Consider the following 21042-nt stretch of genomic DNA (forward strand, 5'->3'; position numbering starts at 1 on the left):
ATTTCTCTAACCTCAGGCTTTTAAATTATTGTGTTACTACTGGATCTATTATGGTTACTGGTTGCAGTTCTGTAACTCCATCTAAAGCAAAATACTTTAAGATGGGTGCTGCTATGATTACTGGATCCTCTATAGCTTTTACAATTAAAGGTTTATTCTTATTAAATTCTCCCGCAACTGATTGTCTTAAATTTTCTATTTGCTCATCTGTTATCCCAGGTATCTTTAGTCTTACAAGAGCAGTAAACATCTTTATTTTAGCTTGAACTGTATTTCCAATAATTTCATTTAATCTAAAATGCTCTTCAACTATGTTCCAAACATCTAAAGCTACAAGTTTGCTTTTTGTATAGTTTGTGATCCCTATTTTGGCTACTATAAAGTCGACTAACTTAGGCACTAGCTTTACTACCTCTTTACCTAAATAGCCTAGAAACCCTGTTAAAATTGTTAATAGTATTGGATATAATATTGTTGTAAAATTTTGCATTTAATACACTCTCCTTAATTTTTATTATTTTAAATGTTGAGCTGAAACGATTTTTCTGCTTTATTTATGCTTTAACCAATTCATTAATAGTATTAAAAGCTTTTTCTGTATTTGAACCCCACTTACCATCTGTAGTAATTGGTAGTCTTGTCTCTGTAATTTTATTAAACCAACACTGGAACTCATAACAATACTTATATTTTTTCCCTTTATCAATATATGTGAGAAGAAAATCCAACGACTTTTGTGTTGATGTACCGTAGAATCCATCTTCACTAATTTTGGCTTTTGTGCCTGTAATCTTATTATAAAAAATCTGCCATGATTCGCAATATCTAGATTTTTTTTGTAGAGCAGAAGGGGATATATTACTTGAATTTACTAACTTCTTAATCTCACTTAATGGATAATTAATACCTGGGCAATCAGTAGAATATGGAACATCTTTATGTCCTTTAATATCTTTAAATTCATATCTTTTGCAAATATCTTTACATAAATTAACTATTGTCTGTTTCTGTACATTATTCATTGTTTCCGTCATGAAATCACCCTCAGCACAAATTGCAATACTACATCTATTGGCTCCTGGACAATGTGAGCCTTGTGCTTTCTCTGGTCTACCTCTAAATATTCTTCCATCCTTTTTTACATAATAATGATAGCCTATCCCTGTCCACCCATTTCCAATATGCCAAGAATGTATATCAGTAACTTCAGCACTTTTAGCTTCTAGATGGTGCAATACTATCATTTTTGGTACATTATTATAAGTTAAATTACCATTCCATTTGAAGCTCGTTTCTATTATATTCATAATTACTTTTCCTCCTCTATTTAAATATATTTTGTTGAATTGCATAAAAAAAGAACCCAAGTAAACTTGTTACCCAAATTCCCATAAACCATTTCATTGTGCTTGTTAGATTTTTTATGTTTTCACATAAATTTTTTATTTCTACTTTAAATTCTGATTGATGTTGCTCTAATTTATCAATCCTTTCTGAATGTTTGTTTAATCTAATGTCGTGGTTATCTAATCTTTCATCAATCCTCTTATGTCTTTCTACACATACGTCATCATTCATGATGCACCTCCATTTTTTATATTAAAAAGACACCCTCTCAGGTGCCTCATAAATTATTTTTCAGTTTTAATTTCTATCTGAAAGGTCTTTAGCTCATTTAATTTATAGGTAATATCATTTATAAGATTTATAAGTTTATCTGAGTTTGCAAGACTTATTGTAGTTGCTAAATTACTTTCCTTAGGCAATACTATATATTCACCATCTACAAATTGAACAGAATCATCATAACCTTCTCCACCATTTGGACATTCTTTATGATATTTTCCAATATAATGGACTACTCCATCTGGCCATTTTTGCATACTATTTACTTCTACTATAGCCTCATCCCCTACAGTACCTGGCATATTAATTTTTACTTGGTCATCAATGTTTACTAAATTTTTCATTTTATATATTCCTCCTATTTCTATTTTTTTATTAAAAAAGGCAATAAAGAAAGACTTCTAAAAGTCCTCCATTTTGCCTTATAATTTTATTAAGTTGTGTCGGGATATTTTTCTAATATTTAGAAAAAGGCAATAAAAAAAGACTATTTAAAGTCATGTCTATTGCCTTAATTTTAGTCTGTTTAAAAACTTTATTTTATATGGTTTCTTGAGTTATTAATACGTCGTCATATTTTCCTATTATTACTCAGAAACTAAACAACTTCTGCTAAAGCTAATAAAGCATTTTCTGTAGCAGTTTTATATTCCGCTATTAAAATATCCTCTGTTCTGAAAGGTTCATTGGTTTTAAAATTCATCTCTTGTGTGCTTATTTTTTTAGCCAAAATATCTACCAAATACTGTTTTATTACTACCATTATAATACACCTTCGCTTTCTAATAATTTAGTTTCTAATTGCACTATTTTTTCCGCTTCGGTTTGGACATGTTCTGCTTTACTATCCACCACAATGGATTTAGTAATAATGTCTATATGATAAGATAATACCTCTTTGAGTGTTATATCTCCAAAGGGTAAATCTAAATAATCAATTTCTAAAGGTCTTAAACCTTCTTGTAGGCTTCCGCTCATTTCTTCAAATGTATCATTTAAAACTTTACCTGTTAATTTATCAAATATTATTCTTTTCCCTATTTCCATTTTATTACCTCCAATTTAATTTATTCCCATGACTCATATTGAATTTAGCTCCAGGCTTCCCATGTAAACATTTTTTTAGGATAGCCTGTGAATATACTAAAACCTGTAGACCTTACATATTGACCTAATTCATCCAAACTAAAACATGCGGCGCTAGAGGTAGCAGGTGCAATATTTTGTGCCCAAACTACAAGGCCCGCTTTATTGTTCCACTCAAAAGGCACACCGCTAGCAGAATACATAATCCACTCTAAGGCGGAAGTTATTACTATAGTGGCAGGTGTAAAGTCTAAGCCACTAACAGTAACATTACCGTTAGTTTGGCTGGTCATAGTGCCACTGGCATACTTTTTTAGCCCTGCCCCGTTAATAGCTATACCAGTTACGCCGCCAACTACCTGCGGTGCTATGATATTACTGGGTACTAAATTATCTATGTTTGCTACTACAGTTCCCCCAGGACTATACCCCGCGGGTATTACTTTAGTTGCGCCATTTGTTGTAAGCGTAATAGAAGGCGAGCCATTATTGGGCATTGTTCCTGCTATAGCCATAACAGTGTTGCCTGTTAATAGTTTTGAAGCATCAAAGGTGATTGCATTTATCTTACTTGCCAATACCGTAAATGTATCAGTAATCACTGCTGAAACACCTTTAGCAATTAGCGAATTTGCTACTGCTTTTTGACCGTTATCGGCATTTGTAAAAAGTACTTTTGCTATTTCTGTAAGGGATTTGCCCTTTAGGGTTGAATCTAATGTTGGGTCATTTATATTTCCTATTTGTTTAACATTTTCCACCAATTGTGAAGCAAATAATGCAGCATTAGCAGCTATTGCATCTGCATTACCTTTCACTGTTTCTGTAGTTCTTCCTGCACCAGCAACTATATTTACTTTAGCTTGTGCTCCTGCTGGCGTTTCTTTTGTTCCAATAAGTGCAGCAGTTGTGGCTGCATAGTTTGCATCATTACCTAAAGCATCTGCTAATTCTTTCAAAGTATCCATTGTTGCTGGTGAGGAATTAACTAAAGCAGCTATCTTTGAATCAGCATATGATTGTGCTGCTGTTTGTGCTGCAGTAACTTCTGCTTTCAATGCCATTTTAGCTAGTTCAGCATCAACAACATCAGCATTATAATTTAAATCTTCAATATTAACAACATCAGTTCCTTCTGGTTTCTTAAGTCCATAATTCGCTGTTGTTTTCATAAGTATCACCTCTATTCATAAACTTTCAAATCATTCCATGTTTTATTATTTTGCCATGTTAATTTGCTTAAAAAATTCCAAACTGTATAGGTATATTTAAAAGAGTATCCCAAATGTGCTGGCTTAATAGTTTCTATCATGTCTATTAAACCATTCATATTTTTTGGAATACCCTTTATACCAATAAACTGTACTATAAAACTGTAGTCGTAGGAGTTTTCTATTATATAAACCTCTCCACCACTAAAAGCTTGTGCTACATTTTTAATCATTTTTTTAGTAGCCGTTCCAGATCCTCTCTTTTTAGCCTTTAATATTTCTCTTCTTTCCTCATAACTTTTATTTAAATCTGTAGATATTCTATAGTCTCTTTCCCATAGATTAAGCCCCCATGTGGCTGTATCTATAAAAAATTGGTTAAGTAAATCATTAACATTATAATTAAGCAGTCCAATTTCAAGAGCATTTGCATTTTGAACATTCATCATTATTTTTGAGGCCCTACAATAAGGTGGTAAATATTTTATCAAATCTGGAATATACGGTTTTATTTGTTCATCTATTATATCGGTATCGAAAGCATATTTATTTGCACCATATTTTATAGCACCATACATAGCTTACACCCCCTTTAGGTCATTCCATATAACCCCTTTTTTAAGATAGTTGGCATCATTTTGTAACTGCGATAATTTTGTTGGTACATCATTAGCTGCAGCAATTGGTTTAGTACTATCTATACTCACTGTTCTTAATGTCCCATCACTTGTTTTGAATGGAATATTTAAAGTGTTGCCACTTAAGTAAACCCCCACTTGATTAGAAGACATATGGGTAGTATAAAACTGTGAAGCATCCACAGCACCCAATTTTGTTTCGCCAGTTGTATTAATATTAGTAGCAGAAGCAAACTCACTAGCATGCTTTATATCCATCGTGTCTGCATATTCTTTAGCTGTTTTGAGAGCAGTATTAGCTTTACTTTGAGCACCTTCATGAGTTTCTTTATTGCCCCACACTTGTTTTTCTATGTCACTTGCAAATCTTCTATTCTCATTTTCTACTACCATATCTGCCGAATGTGAAGAAGGATGAATATATTTATTTGATTCCTGCTCTATGCCTGCAAGTTTTTGTTTTTCTATTGTCGAATAATCCTCGGTACTTAGTTGTTTACCCGCTACTTTATCTACCTTGGTTGCTAATTCTTTAGTAATAGTTCCTGCAAAATCAGCATCATTATTAAGTGATTTTGCTATTTCTTGTAGAGTATCTAATGCATCAGGGGCAACTCCTATCACATCTTTTATTTTTTGTAGAACTTCTTCTCTAGTAAATACTTGTTCTTTTAAATATCTTTTATTTAATTCAGTATCTACATAAGTTTTTTCTGATTTATTATTTTCTAAATTTGTAGCTCTGACTTTTAAATTGCCTACCTCTAAATTGTTGCTAGATTTATAACTTATTGCATCAGTTTGAGTATTAACAATACTTTCCTGTACCTTATTTATGTCCTCTGCCTCTACTGTATCTCCTTGAGTTTGATAAGTTATATATACTTTATCAATATTGGAAAATATCTTAATTTCATTTTTCCAAGGGGATTTTGATGGAGTAGATAAGATAAAGTTTTCTATTTTATCTCCAGTCAATTTACTCCCAGCATAAACAGAAATAGAAGGTAAACTCACATTGTCATGTTCCAATTCACCTTCATATATTCCATTTGCAAGAGTTACTTTTTCCTCGATTACATAAGTATTGTTTTCAAGTTTATTAAGCTTTTCTGTAAATTTATCTACATTTTCTGGGTACAATTATCACACCCCCAATTCTACAGTACCAATTATTGGTATTTCTTCATCTTTCAATCCAATGTTAGATATTTCATTGTTTACTTTTAAGTCTGAATAGTCTAACACCCCTGGAGTATTGAGAAATATATTCCCTAGCTTTGCATAACTTAGATAAGTATCTGCAAAAGCAATATCTTTTAAGTAAATATCTAGTATTTTTAAAAATTCTTCTTGAATATTAGATATATTATAGCCACTAGCAAGTGTGACTTTAGCAATTACATTTATTTGTTTTTCTACAGCACTTACAACGCTAACTGTTGCCCCAATAGGTCTATTTTCTTCTATGTGTGCACTAACTTTGTTAATTAAATCTGTATTGGCACATTTTTTATTGCTATCTACGATAACTACCTTTACAGTTCCATTACCATTCCATAAAGGGAATGCTCGTGCCAACCCTATTCCGTCTACTTGTAACGCCCATTGAACATAATGAGCCGAATTGCCACTTGTAGAAGGAGTTTGAACCTGTAATAATAACCTTTCAAGCAATGCTAAATCCGTTTCAACATTTGTTCCTCCACTGGTATTAGTGGTATTACTTACTCCAGTAATACCACTAATGGCTGCCGGGATTTGAATAATTGTATTTGTTGGAACATTATAAGCTGAACCAATGCTTACAGCCTTTATATTTACAATAGCCACTCCATTGGTTATAACCCCATATGCTATTGTTTCAAATTGTAATGCTCCAGTTGTCTGTATTATGGAGCCTATAGGAATAGGCGTTGTTTCTGTACCTGAGAATGTTACTTGTCCTGTACTAGAAGAACCGTTTTTTTGTATAACTCCAAATTCAGCACATCTTAGTTGCAATTGTTTTGAATAGCCATTTTCAGCAGCACTTTGAGCAAAAACCATATTAAGTATTTCATCCATATTAATATAGGAAGATACTACCTCCTGGCTTACAGGAGAAATAGCATCATAAATCAAACTACCCTCTGATTTATCTACATCAGAGGGTACATTTCTAAACATTCTACTCTTAACAATATCTTCAGTATTTAATTCGCTATACACTCAAGCCCGCCTCCCCATAGATAGTAACAATTGTAAAGTTTGCACTTACTTTACTACCTTCAATACAAATAGAAATGTCCTTTAGACTTTCAATATATGGATTTACTAATAACGCTTCTTTAAGATATCTTTCTAATTCAGTTTTTAATGCTTCGGGCGATAGTCCCTGACTAATTAGATCATCAAATTCATTTCCGTAATTCCAACTATAAGCTAAATATCTATAACGTGGAGTTTGAAGTGCTTTCCATGCCCAAACCTTTACTGCTTCAACTCCTGTAACTAGAGTATTTTTACCATTTGTTAATGAAAAATCATTATTAACATAATCCCAAGCATATGTTTTTAAAAGTGGTAATTCACTTGTATCTGTGGCAGTAGAATCTATTATTTTATTAACGGTTTCTACTGGAAATATACTCATAAACTCACCACTCTTGCTAAAATAATATATTTTTGTTCATCTTTTGTCGCAAATACAATTACCTCATCATCTTTTATAAGTCCAATCCTCAAATTAATAGTACCCTTTGTAATTCCTAGTTTATTTATTGTATGCGTATGGTTGCCATGATCTCCAACGATTGTAGAACTCATAATTCCAGTTCCCTCTGTTGAAGGCATATTGATTTCCATTTTATAATCTTTTAATAAATAATCTGCAATCAATAAATTATCTTTACTAATTTGTAAATCTCCTACTTTAATAGTTAATGGATCATTAGATATAACTATACCTATTTGAATAGCAGGAGGATTATATTTAGCTCCCTGCTCCCGCATATGGTTTACAATTCCGCTGTATGGGTTTTTCATTCAATTACTCCTTACTATCCATTGTATTTTTGAAACTTAAATTTAAACTCATAGTGTATTTACCGGTTCCTACTTCCCAAGTATGAGTATCTCCTTCTATATACAGTACCGCATTTTTCAATATATCAAGATAAAATATTTTGCTTTTTACTGCGTAACCAGTTCTACACTCCCAATTACCTATAATGTCATTAATAGTTGGTATTTGATCTATGCCATGTAGCATTCCTTTAGCGACTGTGGCATAGTTTTTATCTGCTTCTTTAGTATAATTGTCTTGAATTAATCCATTATCGTCAATACTAGTTTGATTGCTTACTCCACCTAAATATACATTTTTATCATCATATACTTTTACTCTATTAATCATATTATCTAATGTATCGTGGTAATCTACACTACCAATGTTATTACCAATGCCATTCAATTGTGTTGTTAATGTATAATCAATAATTACTTTACCTTGTTCTATTACATTTAATTTGAGTCCATCCATAACAGGTACATATTTTTTATTATTATTTTTACTTGCTTGAGTATACACTTGCATTATTGCTTCATAGCCACTCTTTTGAGCTATAAGTGCATTTATCTTAATTCCAGTTCTAGCTAATGTTCCTACAGTTATTCCAAGTTCACTACATATCTTGCTTGTAGCATCTTCTGGTGTAATGTTTTTAAAATTAAAGGTTACTTTAGACTTTGCAAGATATATCAAATAATCATATGCTAAAAAAGTTAATTCCTCTGAAGAGGATTTTAAACTTCTGTCCCATGCAACACCTCTGAAAATTTCTTTTCCATCTTTTAGCATCCAAATTTTTGTGCCTGGTCCTATTTGTGTTTGTGGTTGGTTTCTATCCCATATAGGGTAGGCTAAAGAAACATCTATTTTTCTTGCAACTTGTGATTTATCCCCTGAATTACTTATTGTCTTTACTACATTCGTTATGTCTGTAGTTACACCTTTATAAAGGCTATAAAGTTTAATCATAGGAGAAGCACCTGCCCCACTTTAATTAAGTTAGGATTTTTAATCTTATTTTTTGATACTATAACAGTATATTTTGAACTATCACCATATTGTTTTTTTGCTATTGCTAATAAAGTATCTCCAGCCTTTACCTTATAGGTTTTCGCTACAGTTTTTGTATTCCTTTGCACTGCTGCTGTTGTTGTTTTAGCAATGGTAGGAGTAGTAGCAACTGCTGATGTAGTTTCCAAGATTATTCTTTTATATTCTTTTAATCCCAAACTAAAATATACATCATTAGTTCCATCTTGCTCCCCATATTCAAAATTTTCTATACTGCATTCTATATTTATTACATTGTTTACCATATACCTTATTGGTTTTCCACTTAGTATCCATTTTTCAATTAAAGATATACATTCAGCTGGCGGAGGGAAATCATTATACTGACAAAATGTATATATTTGATTTGGAAAAAAAGTTTGTATTATAGGTATTTCTGCAAGTTTAGGTTTTCCAATAAAGCTAACTTCTCCTATACCTTCAACAGTTAAAGTGCTATTATTTAAAGCCCTTTTTATTGCGTAGTTTGGAGGAGGTACAGGGAGTTGTAATTTTTCATTATCTTGTGATAGCCAAAATTCCATTTTGGTACCTCCTTTAAGGCATATTTATAGCAGCTGCATTTAGTTTTAATAATAGAGCATTAGCTAACTTATCTATATCTGCATCTTCCCTTATAATTATTTGATCAGCAAGCTTAGAAATGATTATAGATGCCTTTCCTTTTTCTACTGCAGTAGCTGTTTTTGTTGTACCACCTGAAGATGTATCTTTTAAGTTTGTTTTAATCCCTAAAGATACATTTTTAATAGGTTCTATAACTTGTTGAGTGCTAATCTTTATGGGTTTAGTCATATTCATAGTAGATGTTACTTTACTAATTGCAGATTGAATTAGTGGGATATTGCTTGTAATTCCATGTGAAAGTCCACCCATAAAATCAGGCATCCATGACATGTAGTCCGTTAATGGACCTTTTTCCGGTACGGAGAAATGAAGATGTTCCCATATAGCCTTGCCTACGTCTTTTGCTGCGTCCACAACTCCACCAATAGCTCCTTTAATTCCAGATATTATTCCATCTATCATATCTTTTCCCCAACCAATTGCAACTTTAGCAATGTCTACAAAAATCTTACCTATACCATTTAGTATATTACTTATAATAGCCCCAACTCCGCCGAAAATAGTTTTAACTGCATCAATTACGCTAGCCCATGCACCTTTCCAGTCTCCATTAATAGCTTGCATAATCGCTTTAATCACATCTTGTATTACATGTATAACAGTTTCGATAGCAATTTTAATGTTATTCCATACAACTGTTACATAATCCATAATAGTTTGGCCCCATGTGTTCCAAAATGCTTGAATAAAAGTTAATACGCTTTTAACAACATTCATAACTCCATTTAAAACAGTTGCTATTGTTTGTTTTATAAGTGGCCAGTTTGTCACCACCCATTGAACTACTTTTGATAGTTCTGTGATAATGAATTTCAAAACAGGCTTTAGAATGCTATTCCATAGATTCATAACCCCTTGAAATACCGTTGCAATAACCTTCTGAATCTGTGGAAAATGAGCTATTACCCATGATATAACATCACCTATTCCTGACATTAATAATTTTAAAACAGGCTTTAAAATGCTATTCCAAACAGTCGCAATGCCTTGAAATACAGATTGAACTACAACTTTGATTTCTGGCATATGTGCTTTTATAGTGCTTATTACATTCATGACAATTGTTTTTATATTTGTTAATGTAGTAGTTACGGTATTGCTTACTTTATTACCAAACACATTTGTTATGAACACCCCAATAGCGCCTATAGCATCACCAGTTTTTTTAAATTGTGCTGTTGCCATTTTAAATGCAGATGATATTCCACCTATTATTTTATCAATAGATATTTTAAGTCCACCAAAGTTTTTTGTGTATGCTAAAACTAAAGCAGCAATCGCGCCTATAACAAGTAATATGGGCAATGAGAGGCCTCCTATAAGCCCGGCAATTCCAGTAACAGCAGGTCCTAAAAATCCTGCAACTTTTGAAAATAATCCGACACCACCGATAAGTGTTCCAAAAATTGCTGTCATAGATAATACAGTCGCCACTAATTTTTTATGTTCACCAACAAATTTAGACACCGACTGAGCTCCAGTATTAAGTTTTTCAGCTATTCCCTGCAAATAAGGAAGTAATGCCGACCCTATTGCGCCTTTTATTCCTCCAATAGTATTTCCTAGCTGTTTCATTTGCCCATCATAGGTTTTAGCCGCGGCTGCTGCTTGACCTCCAAACTCTTTGTTTAGCTCGCCAAGTATAAGCTTTTGTGCTCCAGCCATATTCCCGGTTGCTTGCATAGTTTGTATTTGTTTTTTCTGTTGTTCAGTAAAAGTAATACCAACTCTAGTAAGTGCAGTGATTCCTTTCGTTGGATCATTCAAAGCTTTACCCAGTTGAAGTGAAGCACTTACAGGATCCCCGCCCATCTTTTGAGATAAATCTAACATAGCTTGCGTTGCCATAGGAAATACATTCTTACCGATATTAGTAAATGTGAGGAGCATATTTTGCCCTGTTTTTATTGCACCAGCACCAAATGTTGTTGTCTTGCTAAAGCTTGTTGCCATAGCGGAAACCTGTGCAGCAGTTAAACCAGCAGCTCCTCCAGTCGACTTTATTGTTTGTGCTAAATCTGCATTTGTTTTTTGTGCCTTTGTAGCTCCATCAACGCATGTTTTCAAAAACCCAGCACTAGCAATGCCAGCAGCACCTAATGCATCTCTTGTAAGAGCAAGTCCACTCGCCATTTTTTGTCCAATTGCTGGAACAGAAAAGGCATTTTTTATTGAACTACCAGCTTGGTCCGCTTGCCCTTTTATACCTTTCATTAGCTCAGCATTTTTTTGTATTTGTGCTGCAAAATTACCAGTGAGGTTCATAATTGCGCTTAATTGCATTGTCACTTACTCACTTCCTTTTGATTTCTAAATAAAAAAGAGCTACTTTTCAGTAACTCTTGAGTTGTTATATTTAGCTTTTGAGAATTTAATTAATCTTATAATACATTTATAAGCATACTGACATAGAGCTAAGCTTAATGCAGCGCCTACTGTAACCATGTACTTAAAACCTATCCAGAAAATCTTGGCCGTAAACATGAAAGGTTTAACAATCAACCATTTGATAGGGAACTTTATTAATTCACCTATTAATATTATCAGACCACATATTCCAAATACTCCACCAATATCATTTATCTTTTTATTTCTGCTTATTTGTGCAAGTGCTCCTATTCCAATGGTTTCTGAAGCTACTTGATTTCGTGTCTTTTTATTCATAACTATATATCCCCTTTAAAAGCTATTTGTTACATCATACACCATCTAAAGGAAAATATGTTATAATAATTATTCTTTTTTATTCATCTCATCAATCTCTTTTGAAATAAAAGCACTGATGATTATCCTTTCACCAGTGCCATAATTATGGAAAATAGATGGGGATATATTATGTAATTTAAAAGCATAATACATTAATTGCACCTCACCATTTTCCTCTATTAGTTTTTTATTTTTTCATTAGCATCTTCAACAGCCTCTATACCTGAAAGTTGGGATATCACTTTTGCTAAGTTTGATACATCTCCTGGGAGTAGTATTTTTTTAATCAATTCTTCAGGAGTAGGTGAATTGAAATGATCCATGAGTTCTTTTGATTTTAATTCAGGAACTCCGGCTAAAACTAATTCTAATTGCATACCACCAGTATTATAACCTTTTATATTTCCTTTTTTATCTAAGCTTACTGAATTGCTTTGTACGTCATTATAAGCATCTAAACTTATTGCATTACAAGTAAAATTAACATCCTCACCAGTTAGCATACTTAATCTCTCTATTTTAACATCTTGAGTTGGTACTGTAATACTAGCAGCATCTAATTTTAATAATTTTTCTACAATATTCATATAAAATTCCTCCTAATAATTAATTTTAAAAATAAAAAAAGCCTAAGCTTCCATTGTTATTGTGGTGTTATTTTATCTAAGTATTCCCAATCAGTGAATGTGAAAGGAACAGATTCTTCACCATTCTTTTTAGCCTCCCAATCAGCTAATGTAAGTTCATCAAACTTTGCGTCTTTAATACAAAGCCTTTCAGCACCATAAGCATCTGGGTCAGCAAGAGCAGACATTAATGTGCATACTGTTTCTTTCCCGCGTTTTATATTATCACTAATTTTGTTTATCATCCTTGAAGATACCTTGTGAAGCTTTAATGTCCCCTTGCATTGTATACCCGTAGTTTTAGTATCTTCTGCAAGTTTGCCACATATATTTACTGCCGTCTTTTGCACAGTAACTTTAGCTTGAAGTCCATAAGCTTCTGATACTTTATCTCCGTCTATCCATATTTGTCCCCAGGTACCATTAATTATATTTTTTGCATCCATAATGCCATCCATATGTTACGCCTCCTTTAAATTCCTATATTTAAGTTGAAATCTTCCATAGCATCAACTATTTTTACATTTCCAGATATGAATACCTTGTCAGATGTATTCGCTGATTTTATAGCTTGCTTTTTCCACTCCGAAATATCAATACCTTGTGCTTTTAAGAAATTGCTCTGCGCTTCTATGTCAATTCCAATACTAGACATACCTTTATCAAGTAATGAATCATTTTCTAATCCTTCAAAATATGCACTATAAGCTATTATTAAAATACATTTATTATCATAATTATTAGGTAGTTTACCAGTATAACTATCTGCTGTAGTTTTCTTTAAATCATCATGAATTTGATCCATAATATCTACCAGTTTAATCTTTTTATAGTCAGTTCCTTTAGCTGGTGTAGTGGTTACAAGTGAATTAACAGCTCTAGCCACTTTAACTTTCTCACCATCATTAATTAAAACAAGCTTACCCGCATCTATTGCATCATTAAACGCTGTTATAGACAAATGAGGTACATCTGTAACCTCTGATAATACTTCATACGTAGCTGACATATTTAAAGGCGTTCCAGCCAACAATCCAGCTATTCTTGCGCAATAATCAGCAGAAGAATAAGTTTTTGTACCCACGACTATATCATCAGTATCAAAATTAATTACACATTCATGGTCCCCAGGGTAATTTGGAAGAACCACCTTGATTCTTATATCCATATTATCTTTCAATCCTTTTATCCAAGTAGCAATAATTGGGTTATCTGCGCTAGTAATCCCTGGTATAGCTAAGTAATTCCACTTAGTGGATTCCAATACCCCCATAGCCTCTGTGTAATTTGTTGCTGCAACTGGTTCTATATAGGCTATTACTTTTAGCGGTGAATTTGTGCCACCAAGCCACGCTTTAGTTAACTGGTCCTTATTATAGGTACTTAAAGTACTTGGAATATCTTTAACTGAGTATAAAACAAGTAAGCCATTATTTGTTGCATCTTTTAAAATTAATGCCGCTATACCTCTCTTACCTCTTGCAACTGCTGTAATTCCAGCTTGTTTGAAAATTATTTGTATATTAGGCAATCCCATCAGATAAACCTCCTTTTAAATTTAATAAAACTTCATTAGCCATTGGAGATTCGATTACATCATCTTGCTTTTGCTCTGTAATATTTAAGTTTAGTGTTAAATAAATTTCAGCGCCTCTTGGTCCACCTGTAAGTTGAGCTATCTTAACAGCTCTATCCCCAACTTTAAAGTATCCTTTTTTAAAAATACTCATCAAAATGTCATAAGTATTATATTGATTTTCTGCGTTAACATTTTCATAATTATCCCAAGGTGCAAAATAAACAATTTGAATAAATATGTTATTGTTTATTACAGCTCTATTCAAATCATCGGTTCCACTATTTATATGAGAAATAAAAAAAGACGGTCTGTCAAAACCCTCTCCAATGTTCTGTATATATATTGTTGCTTCACTTTTTTTTGCTATTAACGTACTAATGCTATTAATAATGTCCATTAACATAACTATCACCTACTAAATATTTCATTCTCTTAATTAGCTTTATCTAGTATCCCTTGAATCCATTTTTCCAACTCAACTTCTGCTTTAGGTTGGAGACTTTGGAATCCGTCTTCCATAAAATGTTTTCCTTCTATGAATTTTTCACTAAGCATTACTCCTTTATCATTTGGACAATTTTTCATGTATTGAGCTGGAAGAAATCTTTGATGCTGAACATGGCCATCATTTATAGCTTGAGCATAATCAACATCTGTACCAGTTTCTACTCTATCGGAGCCTATTACTTGAGAATTTATTGAAGCTCTAAGCCTACCTTGGTCTACTGGTACTAAAGGCTTAATTTCAGATTCTAACATTAAGCCTAATTTTAATAGTTCTTTTTGTTTTTCTTCTGGAAATTTATTTATTATATCTTCTAATATTTTTTGAGACTCCTCTAGACCTTCTATTTTAAATTCATCCATACATTAGGCCTCCCCTTTATATAAAATTTCGGCTTCAATATGATGCTTATTAGGTTTATATACATTACCTACAGTGTACTTAATCCCGCTTACTGTAGCTATATCACCATACTTTATATCTGCGTTTATATTAGTGATATATAACTTTAAAGTTTGTGTAAATGTAGATTGTGGTTGCCCTTGCGCTATACTTCCATTTGCGCGTCCTAGTCTACAATCAAAAGGCAATAAATCAGTTTCAGACGAACTAGCTATATGAGTTATAGGGTCTTTTTTAGTAGTAGTTCTAGTAATTGAGCAGCTATCGTCATGTCTCATAGTGATACCCTCTTATAACGATCCAATATAGCACTAATGTTTAAAGGCATTTGCACATCTTTTTTCGAGTAAGTATATTTCACGTCTCCCTCAGATTCCTGTTCTACACCTAATCTGTTTTCTCTACTTTCTTTATATTCCAGAACAACTAGCTTAGTCGCTGCTAAATTTAAATCAGCAGGAGGAGTTTTAAACCCTGCAGTATAGGTTATTTCAACATAAGATTCCTCCGAATTAACATACTTAAGCCTATTCCCCATAGTCATATATTTATAGTCAAGCAACTCAACATAGCCTGGGAATATCCTATAATTACTCATGTCATTACTTCCAGGCACAGTATTTACTATACTGCCATCAAGTCTAACTATATTTGATACGGATATAATAGGAGTTTCTTTTATAAATATTTTATGATTTACATTGTGCTGTTCTCCAGTATAGGTATCAATATCAAAATGTCTATGGCAATAGTTTTCTATAGTCGCTTGAACATTCTCAATTAAATCATTTAAGAAATCATCTTCAGTATCTATATAAGAAGGTCCTAAATAATTTTTACACTTTTTAATAGTTGTTAATGGCATTTATACCACCTACTTCCCAGCGTTTAGGTCATCTATCTTTGCATTTTTCTTTTCAACTATAACTTTTGTATCCTCTAAGGCTATTTCTTCTCCATAACCCGCAGCTATAACTCTTTCTGCTACAACATCTTCAAATGTTGCAGCATCACCTTCTCTATACCCACCATCCATTGGTTTTATAAATTTAATTGTTTTTGCCATTTAAAAATCCTCCTTAAAATTGAAATTCGGCTTTTCCAGCCTTTATTAATTTTTCTGCGACTGTTTCATCTATATTAATTATATCGCCTTGCTTTAGATCTGTTAACGCACCAACCTCTTGTCGTGTAATAAAAGTTAATATTTTAATTTTCATATTAGCTCCTTTAAAAATAAAAACACCTTATATTAAGATGTTTTTTATCATTCTTTAAGTATTCTATTATCTTATTTTAAGAAGCCTGTTAACAATGCAAAAGCTTGGCCTATGGCCGCCTTACCGTCCAAGCGTTCCCACATCTTACAAAGAACTTCATGGTTTTTAAAAGCTTGGTCGCTGGCAGTATTAAGCTCGCTACCCATCTCCGTTTTATCAAATAAGTAGAAATATTCTAAGTTTCCGAATACCATCTCAGAGCATGTAGTTTTTGCATTTACAGTAAGATTCTCAGGGAATATTGCTGAAAACTCTTGAACAGGATAGCCATTAAATGTTGCTGGTTTTCCTGCTAACATATCTCCATTTACCCATAAATATCTACCTTGCAAATCTTTAAATAATTTAGCTTGTCTTATAGCACTAGTATTCATGTAATAACAACCGCCATCTCTCCAATTTATATCAATTGAAAATGGTAAAGCTACCATATCGTCAGCAGTTAAAACATTTGTGGTTGCTGCATTTATGCATGCTACAGTTTTAAGTCCTGTTGCATTAATTATTCCTTGTGGTTGATTAGTTCCAGTACCTACCATAATCGCAAGATTTTCAGCCTTAACAAATGCCTTAGCGTATTGTTTAACTAAGTAGCCATAAAGATTAACCGGTGAATCTGAAAGCAAATCTCTTGCCATTGCAGTGTATCCATCAAGTCTGATTACGCTGTAACTTAGAGATGTAAATGTTGGAGTTGTTGGAGTGAGTGGATTAGTATCACTATTCTCCCAGGTAAGGTTTACTCCGGTAACACCTACTGGCCATGTTCCGCCTCTAAACGTTACAGGAATTATAGTACATTTATTTCTTAAAGCAACAGGATCAGCTGTAACTTTATCTATAATATCTGTTTGGAACTCCGTTGGAAGTAATTCTAAACCACTACCTGCAGTACCTCCACTTAAATCTTTTACAATACCACCACAATATTTAGCAATTTCAGCCCTGTTATTATCCATCTTTGCTACAAAATATTTAAGTGTTTTTTCCTCCTTGCTCATTTCATCAGGTTCTTTATCATTAAATTTAAGTTTATTTAACACCTTTGTGAATCCTTTTTCCTTTAGTACAGCCTCAGTTGTTCCAGCTATTACAGCTGCTAATTCTTTATCAGTTAATTTTGGCATATTATTTTGCCTCCTTCATCATTTTTTCGATATTTGCTTGGACTAGGGTTTCTATTTCTTCTGGTGTATAGTCTTTAGCTTCATCCTCATCAGGTGAAGAATTATCTGCTTTGCACATTTCAGCAATACTTTTCACATGTCCTGTAATGCCTTCACATGCCTTTACAAGGCTTGCCATTGTTGCTTTGCTAAGTGATGCCCCTGTCTTAGCTTCAACCTGTGCTTCAAGGTCCTTAATTGTTACATTAAGATCCTCAACTTCTTTAACCTTTAATGCCATTTCATCTGTGTGTTTTGTCTCTATACCTTTTACTTTGTCATCTACCGCCTTAGATATTAGTGCTTCAACTTCTTTACTTGTCATACTTTCTACCTCACTTTCATTTTTATTAATTAAATCAAAAAGAGCCTTGGAGATTTTTTTATCTTCATAAGCTCTTTGGACTGCATTAGGATTACAAGGAACAGCTACCATGCTTAATTCGAGGAGTTCCCACTTAATGAAATCATAGCCTCCTTGGTCGTTAGGTTTATATTCTTTAGGTATAAATCCAATTGAACTAGCATTCATATATTTATTTGAGTATAAGTAAAACCACTCTTTGCCATTATCTGTTTCAGCAAATTGTACTTTGAATACCATCTTAGACCCGACTATGTTAACATCTAGTGCCCTACCAATAACGGATGGCTTTTCTGTATATCCATAATTATGATTAGCTATTATTACTGGGTTCTTTTTATAATTACTTAGGTCAGCTCCAGTCATCAACATTTTATCTCCAACCCTATCAAAGCTTTCATCACTACCTATCATCTCAATAATTCTGTTGGCTTTATCAATGACTTTAACTTGCCAATTCATTGGTAATATTTTATTTTTCAATGTTCCACCTCCTCCTAGGGCATAAAAATAAGACATATTTCTATGCCTTAATCAGCTTTATAATCTATTTTGTATGTATCTAAAATATCTGAATTTATCTGTCCAAAGGTACTTAATTCAACACATTGCTTTCTAATGTCTAAAAGCTCATTTATACTAGCTGAAACCTGTTCATCAGTATCTAAACGAACTGTTTCTGGCATATTAACCATTCTTGCATTAAATAAGTTTTTTAATTTATAATCTATCTGTGAAACTACCTTAGTTTGCTTTTCAATTAACTTAGCATCTGAGATCTCATTTAAATTTATACAATTCATATTCATTATTTAATCCCTGCTTTCTTTTTTTTATTTTCTCCCTAATTATCAAAGTTTGCAATTAAAGTACATCTACAATTAACTACATTTTCAGGGGAAGCTCCACCATCACCAGGACAATCCATTTCTTCTCCATCAATAATAAATTTTTCATCTACACCTACAATTTGTCCGTCGGCTTCTGAATGCCAAGGTCTAGTTCGCTCATCCAATGCTGTAAGCCATTGTTTTTTGTCTACTACTCCACTTTGTTTATATCCCATAAGTGCAGCATTATTGGATGCTCCTATAACTTCAGTTCTAGCTATTCTTTCAATCCTATATTGCTCAGTGTCATCAAAATATTTTCCTATTCTATCACAAAGTTTTGGAATACTTTCGCCATCAAGCTCACCAGCTTTTAATTGTGCTCTTATCGATGCTTCAGTAGTGGCATTGATATTTGTAATTTGTTTACCACAATATTCTTCAAGATATTCAGTTACCATAGGGTTATGCAAGTCAAAAGATACGCTAACATCTAAGTCATCCATAATCTCGTTACCTTTATCTTCAATAAGCTTCTTAAGTATTGGAAATATTTTATTTGCCATATATTCCGTTTCACCTTTGCTTAACAGAAACTTTAATAGATCATCTTGATTCAATACCTTCAAAGATTTATTATTCTTTATGTTTAATATAACTTGTTCACTTTGATGTTGGAATATTGCTTTCCAAATAGGGCTTAATTCTTTTTCCCACTTATCAGTTTTGTTGATAAATGATTTCCAGTAAGCTTCTTTATCTAAATTTTGAAATTTGCTTTTACGTTTTATATCAATTTTTTTTTTAGCACCTTTAGTTGATTCATCGATACTCTCTTCAGGTTTAACCTCTGGAGGTTTCGATTGTGATAATGATGGTAATGCAGTCCCTAATGGCTGCATACTAATAGCTTGATAAATCACATCTCCACCAGCAATATGTGGTAGGTTCCATCCCATAAGTTTATTTAATATATCTCTTGCTTCATTTTTAGTAATAGATTTATCTGTTTGAGTATCCACTACAGCCTTAACAAAATCTTTATTCTTTGGAACTGGATCAGTAAACTTCAATTCGCCATCTTCGCCAAACATTGGTACAAACTCATTATTTAAAACATCTTGAAATAAATGAAGCAATGGTTTGATTGTATGCATTGCGAAAGTATATTCAGCAGCCTCGGCAGTTGACCTATTAACATCATCAGTTATACCAACAATACTCTTAGGAACTCCAAATGCCCCTAGAATACCATCTCTTGTATTATCTTTGAGATTAGATATATCAAGCTCTTTAATATTAATATTAATAGGTGTAAATGTTACTGCTCCACCTTTAGTAAATAGTATTTCACCACTATTTTCCACACCTCGGTGCTTATCCTTATATTGCTCTACCGCTCTGTCATATTCATCAGGGTCAATATCTGGAAAATTTACTATACCACCTGGCCTTGCATCATTATAAAAAAAGTTTTTAATATATGTTGATGTATATTTATCAATTTCCAAGTTATTGGCAGCTGCTTGAGCAGGGCCCTTACCTCCATATGGATTTAATAAATCCGGTAAGTTAATGAAAATAACTTCGTCAACACTTAGTGGAATTTCAACAGCTCCAGCTTTATATAAATAGCCTTTTATAAAATTATCTTTATCAGGTATAACCCATACATCCAAAGGATTAAGACACCATATTTCTTTAGGCCTGCCAATGCCATCTTTAGCAATATACCAAAAGCATTTACCTGTTAACTCTAAGTAGGCAGAACTTTTCCAAAGCAATTGATACTGACTCATGAATCTATTTGGATGCTTAAGTACATTCAATGCTAAGCTATCTTGTTGTACTTCCTCACCTTTAAAGGACTTCCATTCACTTGAACCTATATTTTGACTTATACGGTTTACCGCCGCAAATAACCAACCAATTTGACCATACGAACGAAGAAAATCCGACGTATTCATATCTGGCGCCATCCGTGATTGCTGGGAATAGTATCCGTCGAACATTTTTCTTTTAGCAGTATTCACTACTTTAACTACTGTTTTTCTAAAATTAAAGAATCCTATTTTTCTCACCACCTTTTAGGACATAAAAATAAGGCATATCTCTATGTCTTTAATCTCTACTTTCTTTTTCTATTTCTTGAATATTATCAAGTAAGAACTTAGATACTTTCTGATATCATTCGGTATTGCTTTTCTCATCAAATCCTCTGAACTTAACTCTTGCTGGATAAGCTTCGGTTACTTCTTCATTATCATCAATAC

The 21042-nt window shown here is 32.8% G+C and carries 29 protein-coding genes; all 29 read right to left on the bottom strand.

All coding sequences use genetic code 11. The features are described from left to right. Nucleotides 1-25: 25 nt before the first annotated feature. On the bottom strand, nucleotides 26-490 hold the full coding sequence (locus G9F70_RS15035; RefSeq protein ID WP_164943749.1) for a hypothetical protein: 465 nt from the start codon (nucleotides 488-490) through the stop codon (nucleotides 26-28). A gap of 64 nt (nucleotides 491-554) precedes the next feature. Further along, complete coding sequence (locus tag G9F70_RS15040) at nucleotides 555-1307, bottom strand: peptidoglycan recognition family protein (RefSeq protein ID WP_164943750.1); 753 nt, start codon at nucleotides 1305-1307, stop codon at nucleotides 555-557. 16 nt (nucleotides 1308-1323) lie between these two features. After that, nucleotides 1324-1578: a hemolysin XhlA family protein gene (locus tag G9F70_RS15045; protein ID WP_164943751.1), complete on the bottom strand. Its 255-nt coding sequence runs from the start codon at nucleotides 1576-1578 to the stop codon at nucleotides 1324-1326. A gap of 53 nt (nucleotides 1579-1631) precedes the next feature. Next, nucleotides 1632-1970 (bottom strand): hypothetical protein, encoded by a 339-nt coding sequence (locus G9F70_RS15050; protein WP_164943752.1) that lies wholly within the window; start codon nucleotides 1968-1970, stop codon nucleotides 1632-1634. 254 nt (nucleotides 1971-2224) lie between these two features. Next, on the bottom strand, nucleotides 2225-2389 hold the full coding sequence (locus G9F70_RS15055) for a hypothetical protein (protein WP_164943753.1): 165 nt from the start codon (nucleotides 2387-2389) through the stop codon (nucleotides 2225-2227). Further along, nucleotides 2389-2673 (bottom strand): hypothetical protein, encoded by a 285-nt coding sequence (locus tag G9F70_RS15060; RefSeq protein ID WP_164943754.1) that lies wholly within the window; start codon nucleotides 2671-2673, stop codon nucleotides 2389-2391. Before G9F70_RS15060 ends, G9F70_RS15055 begins: the two co-directional genes overlap by 1 nt. Before the next feature lie 44 nt (nucleotides 2674-2717). Further along, complete coding sequence (locus G9F70_RS15065; RefSeq protein WP_164943755.1) at nucleotides 2718-3884, bottom strand: hypothetical protein; 1167 nt, start codon at nucleotides 3882-3884, stop codon at nucleotides 2718-2720. Between the two features lie 11 nt (nucleotides 3885-3895). Then, nucleotides 3896-4501, bottom strand: a complete 606-nt coding sequence (locus G9F70_RS15070) for a YmfQ family protein (RefSeq protein WP_164943756.1) — start codon at nucleotides 4499-4501, stop codon at nucleotides 3896-3898. A 3-nt stretch (nucleotides 4502-4504) separates the two neighbouring features. Continuing rightward, entirely contained in the window at nucleotides 4505-5704 is a 1200-nt protein-coding gene (locus G9F70_RS15075; RefSeq protein WP_187352950.1) for a hypothetical protein, read from the bottom strand. Between the two features lie 3 nt (nucleotides 5705-5707). After that, the gene (locus G9F70_RS15080) at nucleotides 5708-6772 is read right to left on the bottom strand and encodes a baseplate J/gp47 family protein (protein ID WP_164943757.1); all 1065 of its coding nucleotides are present in this window, start codon (nucleotides 6770-6772) and stop codon (nucleotides 5708-5710) included. Next, nucleotides 6765-7196, bottom strand: coding sequence for a DUF2634 domain-containing protein (locus G9F70_RS15085; protein ID WP_164943758.1), 432 nt, complete (start codon nucleotides 7194-7196; stop codon nucleotides 6765-6767). The genes G9F70_RS15080 and G9F70_RS15085 overlap by 8 nt, the downstream gene beginning before the upstream one ends. Beyond that, entirely contained in the window at nucleotides 7193-7588 is a 396-nt protein-coding gene (locus G9F70_RS15090; RefSeq protein ID WP_164943759.1) for a DUF2577 domain-containing protein, read from the bottom strand. Before G9F70_RS15090 ends, G9F70_RS15085 begins: the two co-directional genes overlap by 4 nt. A gap of 4 nt (nucleotides 7589-7592) precedes the next feature. Continuing rightward, nucleotides 7593-8582, bottom strand: a complete 990-nt coding sequence (locus G9F70_RS15095; protein ID WP_164943760.1) for a terminase — start codon at nucleotides 8580-8582, stop codon at nucleotides 7593-7595. Then, nucleotides 8579-9208 (bottom strand): LysM peptidoglycan-binding domain-containing protein, encoded by a 630-nt coding sequence (locus G9F70_RS15100; RefSeq protein ID WP_164943761.1) that lies wholly within the window; start codon nucleotides 9206-9208, stop codon nucleotides 8579-8581. Before G9F70_RS15100 ends, G9F70_RS15095 begins: the two co-directional genes overlap by 4 nt. 13 nt (nucleotides 9209-9221) lie before the next feature. Further along, a complete protein-coding gene (locus G9F70_RS15105) occupies nucleotides 9222-11600 on the bottom strand; it encodes a phage tail length tape measure family protein (RefSeq protein WP_164943762.1) in 2379 nt (792 codons plus the stop codon). A gap of 36 nt (nucleotides 11601-11636) precedes the next feature. Continuing rightward, nucleotides 11637-11975, bottom strand: coding sequence for a hypothetical protein (locus tag G9F70_RS15110; RefSeq protein WP_164943763.1), 339 nt, complete (start codon nucleotides 11973-11975; stop codon nucleotides 11637-11639). Between the two features lie 221 nt (nucleotides 11976-12196). Next, nucleotides 12197-12604 carry a phage tail assembly chaperone gene (locus tag G9F70_RS15115; RefSeq protein ID WP_164943764.1) on the bottom strand — a complete coding sequence of 136 codons (408 nt, stop codon included), beginning with the start codon at nucleotides 12602-12604 and terminating at the stop codon, nucleotides 12197-12199. 56 nt (nucleotides 12605-12660) lie between these two features. Continuing rightward, nucleotides 12661-13101, bottom strand: a complete 441-nt coding sequence (locus tag G9F70_RS15120; protein WP_224617598.1) for a phage tail tube protein — start codon at nucleotides 13099-13101, stop codon at nucleotides 12661-12663. A 14-nt stretch (nucleotides 13102-13115) separates the two neighbouring features. Next, on the bottom strand, nucleotides 13116-14180 hold the full coding sequence (locus G9F70_RS15125) for a phage tail sheath subtilisin-like domain-containing protein (protein WP_164943765.1): 1065 nt from the start codon (nucleotides 14178-14180) through the stop codon (nucleotides 13116-13118). Next, nucleotides 14167-14619, bottom strand: a complete 453-nt coding sequence (locus G9F70_RS15130; protein WP_164943766.1) for a DUF6838 family protein — start codon at nucleotides 14617-14619, stop codon at nucleotides 14167-14169. The genes G9F70_RS15125 and G9F70_RS15130 overlap by 14 nt, the downstream gene beginning before the upstream one ends. 35 nt (nucleotides 14620-14654) lie before the next feature. Then, on the bottom strand, nucleotides 14655-15089 hold the full coding sequence (locus tag G9F70_RS15135; protein ID WP_164943767.1) for an HK97 gp10 family phage protein: 435 nt from the start codon (nucleotides 15087-15089) through the stop codon (nucleotides 14655-14657). A 3-nt stretch (nucleotides 15090-15092) separates the two neighbouring features. Next, complete coding sequence (locus G9F70_RS15140; RefSeq protein ID WP_164943768.1) at nucleotides 15093-15407, bottom strand: hypothetical protein; 315 nt, start codon at nucleotides 15405-15407, stop codon at nucleotides 15093-15095. Beyond that, nucleotides 15404-15994, bottom strand: a complete 591-nt coding sequence (locus G9F70_RS15145) for a phage head-tail connector protein (RefSeq protein ID WP_164943769.1) — start codon at nucleotides 15992-15994, stop codon at nucleotides 15404-15406. The genes G9F70_RS15140 and G9F70_RS15145 overlap by 4 nt, the downstream gene beginning before the upstream one ends. Before the next feature lie 9 nt (nucleotides 15995-16003). Beyond that, complete coding sequence (locus G9F70_RS15150) at nucleotides 16004-16195, bottom strand: hypothetical protein (protein ID WP_164943770.1); 192 nt, start codon at nucleotides 16193-16195, stop codon at nucleotides 16004-16006. Between the two features lie 13 nt (nucleotides 16196-16208). Further along, a complete protein-coding gene (locus tag G9F70_RS15155) occupies nucleotides 16209-16349 on the bottom strand; it encodes a hypothetical protein (RefSeq protein ID WP_164943771.1) in 141 nt (46 codons plus the stop codon). Nucleotides 16350-16420: 71 nt separating this feature from the next. Further along, nucleotides 16421-17536, bottom strand: coding sequence for a phage major capsid protein (locus tag G9F70_RS15160; RefSeq protein WP_164943772.1), 1116 nt, complete (start codon nucleotides 17534-17536; stop codon nucleotides 16421-16423). Nucleotide 17537: 1 nt separating this feature from the next. Continuing rightward, nucleotides 17538-18422, bottom strand: coding sequence for an HK97 family phage prohead protease (locus G9F70_RS15165; RefSeq protein ID WP_164943773.1), 885 nt, complete (start codon nucleotides 18420-18422; stop codon nucleotides 17538-17540). Nucleotides 18423-18469: 47 nt separating this feature from the next. After that, nucleotides 18470-18748, bottom strand: a complete 279-nt coding sequence (locus G9F70_RS15170) for a hypothetical protein (RefSeq protein ID WP_164943774.1) — start codon at nucleotides 18746-18748, stop codon at nucleotides 18470-18472. A 35-nt stretch (nucleotides 18749-18783) separates the two neighbouring features. Next, a complete protein-coding gene (locus G9F70_RS15175; RefSeq protein ID WP_224617599.1) occupies nucleotides 18784-20853 on the bottom strand; it encodes a phage portal protein in 2070 nt (689 codons plus the stop codon). Nucleotides 20854-21042 lie beyond the last annotated feature (189 nt).

Source organism: Clostridium sp. FP1 (assembly GCF_011065975.2).
GTDB lineage: Bacteria > Bacillota > Clostridia > Clostridiales > Clostridiaceae > Clostridium_AD > Clostridium_AD tagluense.